The organism is Fibrobacter sp. UWB1 (assembly GCF_002210325.1).
In the GTDB taxonomy this organism is placed as follows: Bacteria; Fibrobacterota; Fibrobacteria; order Fibrobacterales; family Fibrobacteraceae; genus Fibrobacter.
In genome coordinates, this window is the sequence record NZ_MWQL01000040.1 from 1 (window position 1) to 3,096 (window position 3,096).

The 3,096-nt window shown below is 43.4% G+C and carries 4 protein-coding genes; all 4 read right to left on the reverse strand.

Features of this window, described 5'->3' with window-relative positions; translation table 11 throughout:
* Positions 1-524, reverse strand: a 524-nt coding sequence (locus B7988_RS14710) for an FISUMP domain-containing protein (RefSeq protein WP_283160537.1), incomplete at its 3' end; no start/stop codon positions are given.
* Between the two features lie 21 nt (positions 525-545).
* On the reverse strand, positions 546-1,178 hold the full coding sequence (locus B7988_RS14715) for a hypothetical protein (RefSeq protein ID WP_088658472.1): 633 nt from the start codon (positions 1,176-1,178) through the stop codon (positions 546-548).
* 2 nt (positions 1,179-1,180) lie between these two features.
* The gene (locus B7988_RS14720) at positions 1,181-1,888 is read right to left on the reverse strand and encodes an FISUMP domain-containing protein (protein ID WP_073323672.1); all 708 of its coding nucleotides are present in this window, start codon (positions 1,886-1,888) and stop codon (positions 1,181-1,183) included.
* Between the two features lie 33 nt (positions 1,889-1,921).
* On the reverse strand, positions 1,922-3,096 hold a 1,175-nt coding region (locus B7988_RS15140; protein ID WP_170930683.1), incomplete at its 5' end, for a hypothetical protein.

The following is a 3,096-nucleotide window of genomic DNA, read 5'->3' on the forward strand; positions in this document are numbered from 1 at the left end:
TAGCCATCATTTTTCTTTCCGCCAAGGCCGTTACTAGCAATCCCCGAAACAGGTATTGGCAGCAAAGTAAAGCCGCAATCATCCGTTCCATTAGAAAGCTGCCCAGGGTTCAAGGGCGTCCATCCGACAGCTGCCTTAAGGCGAAGCCCGGCACTGTCAACGCCACCAACGCTATTGAAAAGTTCATTCCATTCATTGAGATTTGGCAAATGCCAACCTATTGGGCATGCAACCAGCGCATTCTGCATTCCGTAAATCCGTCCCTTCGACGAGCAAGTATCTTCCGCACACCAAGAGCCGTCATCAAATCTCAAATTTTCAGCCATCCACACTTGATTGCCGATAGTCGTGTACTTGTACACTTGTCCATCTCGTGCATCCGTAAAAGTTCCGCGCATGTTTTCTGGGCAGACTTCGGAGGCGACAAACACATCTTCTGCAGATGACCCATTGTCAGAACAAGCCGAGAACAGCGAAATAAACGTAACCACACTTGCAAGCAAGAATTGTTTCTGATATTTCATTTTTTCACCAAACAGATTTAACTAAAATTCAAACAGCGTATCAGGAACCTTGTTCGACTTTTGCATACGGAGGAATTCGGTCGTTACGGTACTTTCATGACCGTTTACAATTACCGACACTTCCATTCTCTTCATTTTGTTGTTGGCGTCATAGGTAAAAGTCGTCAAGGTATTCGCCCGCCCCTTTACGGCCTCAACCCTTTCAATACGGTTCTTTTTTTTGTTATAAAAAATCGTCCCAGCAGAACCTTGTATTGTATAAACATCTTCTGAATAAAACTTGGGTTCACTCCATTCACCAGAATCTAGCGGATTAAAATTAGCATAAGATTCAGATTTTAACGATTCTTCATTGTAATCCACAATTTGAGTCTTACTTGTTTTCAAATCTACGATTTTCATCTTGCCTTTATTCACAATGCTCCGTTTTTTTAAGAAATTGCTTTTAATTTCAGTGTAGCTCTTACCGGTCCCTTTTTTGACCATATAAACATCAGTCTGCTGATACACACTTGGTGCCTTCACCGTAACGCGAAGATTCATCTCAACAGAATCCTGCGGTATAGCATTCTCTTTAAGAGCAACCTTAACCTGTTCTAAAGTCAGAGCAAATGATTGAGTGGCTAGGAAAAGAAGAAGGAAAAGTTTTTTCATATTCAATCCTTTAAGCAACGAATGGACATTTTAGGATGAGTCCACCCAAAATTAAAACCATCTAAATCAAATACACAAGAATAAGAGAATTCCATATCATGAGCCACAGATGTCCAATATAACGAGAGTTCATATTCAAAAGAAAGATTTCCATTCATAAGCCAATACCCAGCAGGCAATGAACTGAAATCACAATCATTGCTCCCCGGCAAATAGCGCGGTCCAAAACTATCGGAACTGTATAATCTAGAAGCCGCTTTTTCTAATCCACCCATACTTTCTGCCAATTGAGTCCACTCTTCAATAGAAGGCACATGCCAACCAGCAGGACAAATTGTATCTAACAACTCTTGGTCAAAAAGACCCAAATTTTCAGCATCTTCATGCAACGAATAAAACCTTCCGAATGTATCGCAATATCCATCTATTTCATCGTAGCACAAACTGTAAGGTGCATCGAACTTCAGGTTTTCGGCCATCCATACCTGTTTGCCGATAGTCGTGTATTTATAAACCTGGCCATCGCGAGCGTCGGTAAAAGTTCCACGATTCGGTTCTCCGTAGGCGTTCATACCGTCTGCCGGGCAAACAATGTTTGCATCAAAGGTATCGGTAGGTTCATTTGCAGAAGAACTATCTTCAAAGCACGATGTTAACAACAAAGCCCACAAACCAACACCGATAAACAAGAAATTTGTTTTAATTTTCATTGTTATAACCTCTAAAGCAAATTTAACTTTTTTTTAATTTAATAGACTCCACGAGAGTATCTCTGTTCCCTTACGGAGTACAATGAAACTAGAAGGTTGCAGGCTATTCAAATCTATTGTCACAGAATGTTCACCAACATTCCATATACCCTTGTACAAAGTCTTCAGCGGAATACCGATGGCATTCACCGTTTCAAGGGTGTAGTAGCCGTTTTCCTCGATATCCACATAGATGACATCGCCATCTCTACGCACAAGGTCTGCATAAGTTTCTTTGGTCACATATTCCGCACTGAATTTCGGTTGGGGCACTCCACCCCACAGCAAGTTACCACGTCTATCCAACACCACTATAGAATCCGCTTCAACCATTCCGGAATTGTTCAGGTTATGGTGCGAGGGATCATCTGCAGCGTTAAAATCATTTGTCCTGTTCGGATGATGCAAGGCAAACTGAACGCCGCTACCATAATCGGACTTGTCACCGGAATTCAGAATAACATCGTACATGAACGAAATATAGTACAAATCACCACCCGCATTCACCTTACTGTTCGTGGCAAAGGCACTCCAGTTAATATCCAAATCCGTCTTTGCGGTATCCCTAAAGTAATAGCGCATCTCAAAGCCATCTACAGGGGCGTTACCGATATTTTCGACATACGCCGCAATATCGCTCACGCTAGACGAACCATAGCTGTTGTCTTTAGCCATTACGCGAACCTTGATTTTCGCCTTCTGCATCGGGCCGTCTTCATCGTAGCAAGCAAACTCATTGAGCAAGTTCCCTTCGCCATCCAGCAAGGCTACGCCTGTTGCCTCGACATATCCGGCTTCTGCACCATTGAGATAGCTCGGGTCATCCGTCTTGTCCCAATACGGGAAATAGTTGTTTGGCGCGGTAAGACGATGCAAGCCAATCAAGGGGCCCTGACCAGAATACACCGTACCGTATGCCGCAATGGCCTCCGGCAATGCGAATTCGGCATAGAATACAGAACCGGCATCGTTGACAACGCTCATAGGAGCGTTCGGATAGAACGAAACCGCATTCACGTTTTCACCTTCGCCCTTGTAATAATAACGGATTTTCGCATTTTCTAACGCCTGGCCAGTTTGATTACGCATGTCGAAACGTACCTGAGCCCATTTCTTGTCATCCATGGCTTCGTATTTCATGAACACCTTGGCTTTAGGTTCCGGATTGG

What these genes read in the sequence shown, in the direction of transcription:
- B7988_RS14715 (WP_088658472.1), bottom strand. Translation starts at nt 1,178, where the DNA reads ATGAAAAAACTTTTCCTTCTTCTTTTCCTAGCCACTCAATCATTTGCT.
- B7988_RS14720 (WP_073323672.1), bottom strand. Translation starts at nt 1,888, where the DNA reads ATGAAAATTAAAACAAATTTCTTGTTTATCGGTGTTGGTTTGTGGGCT.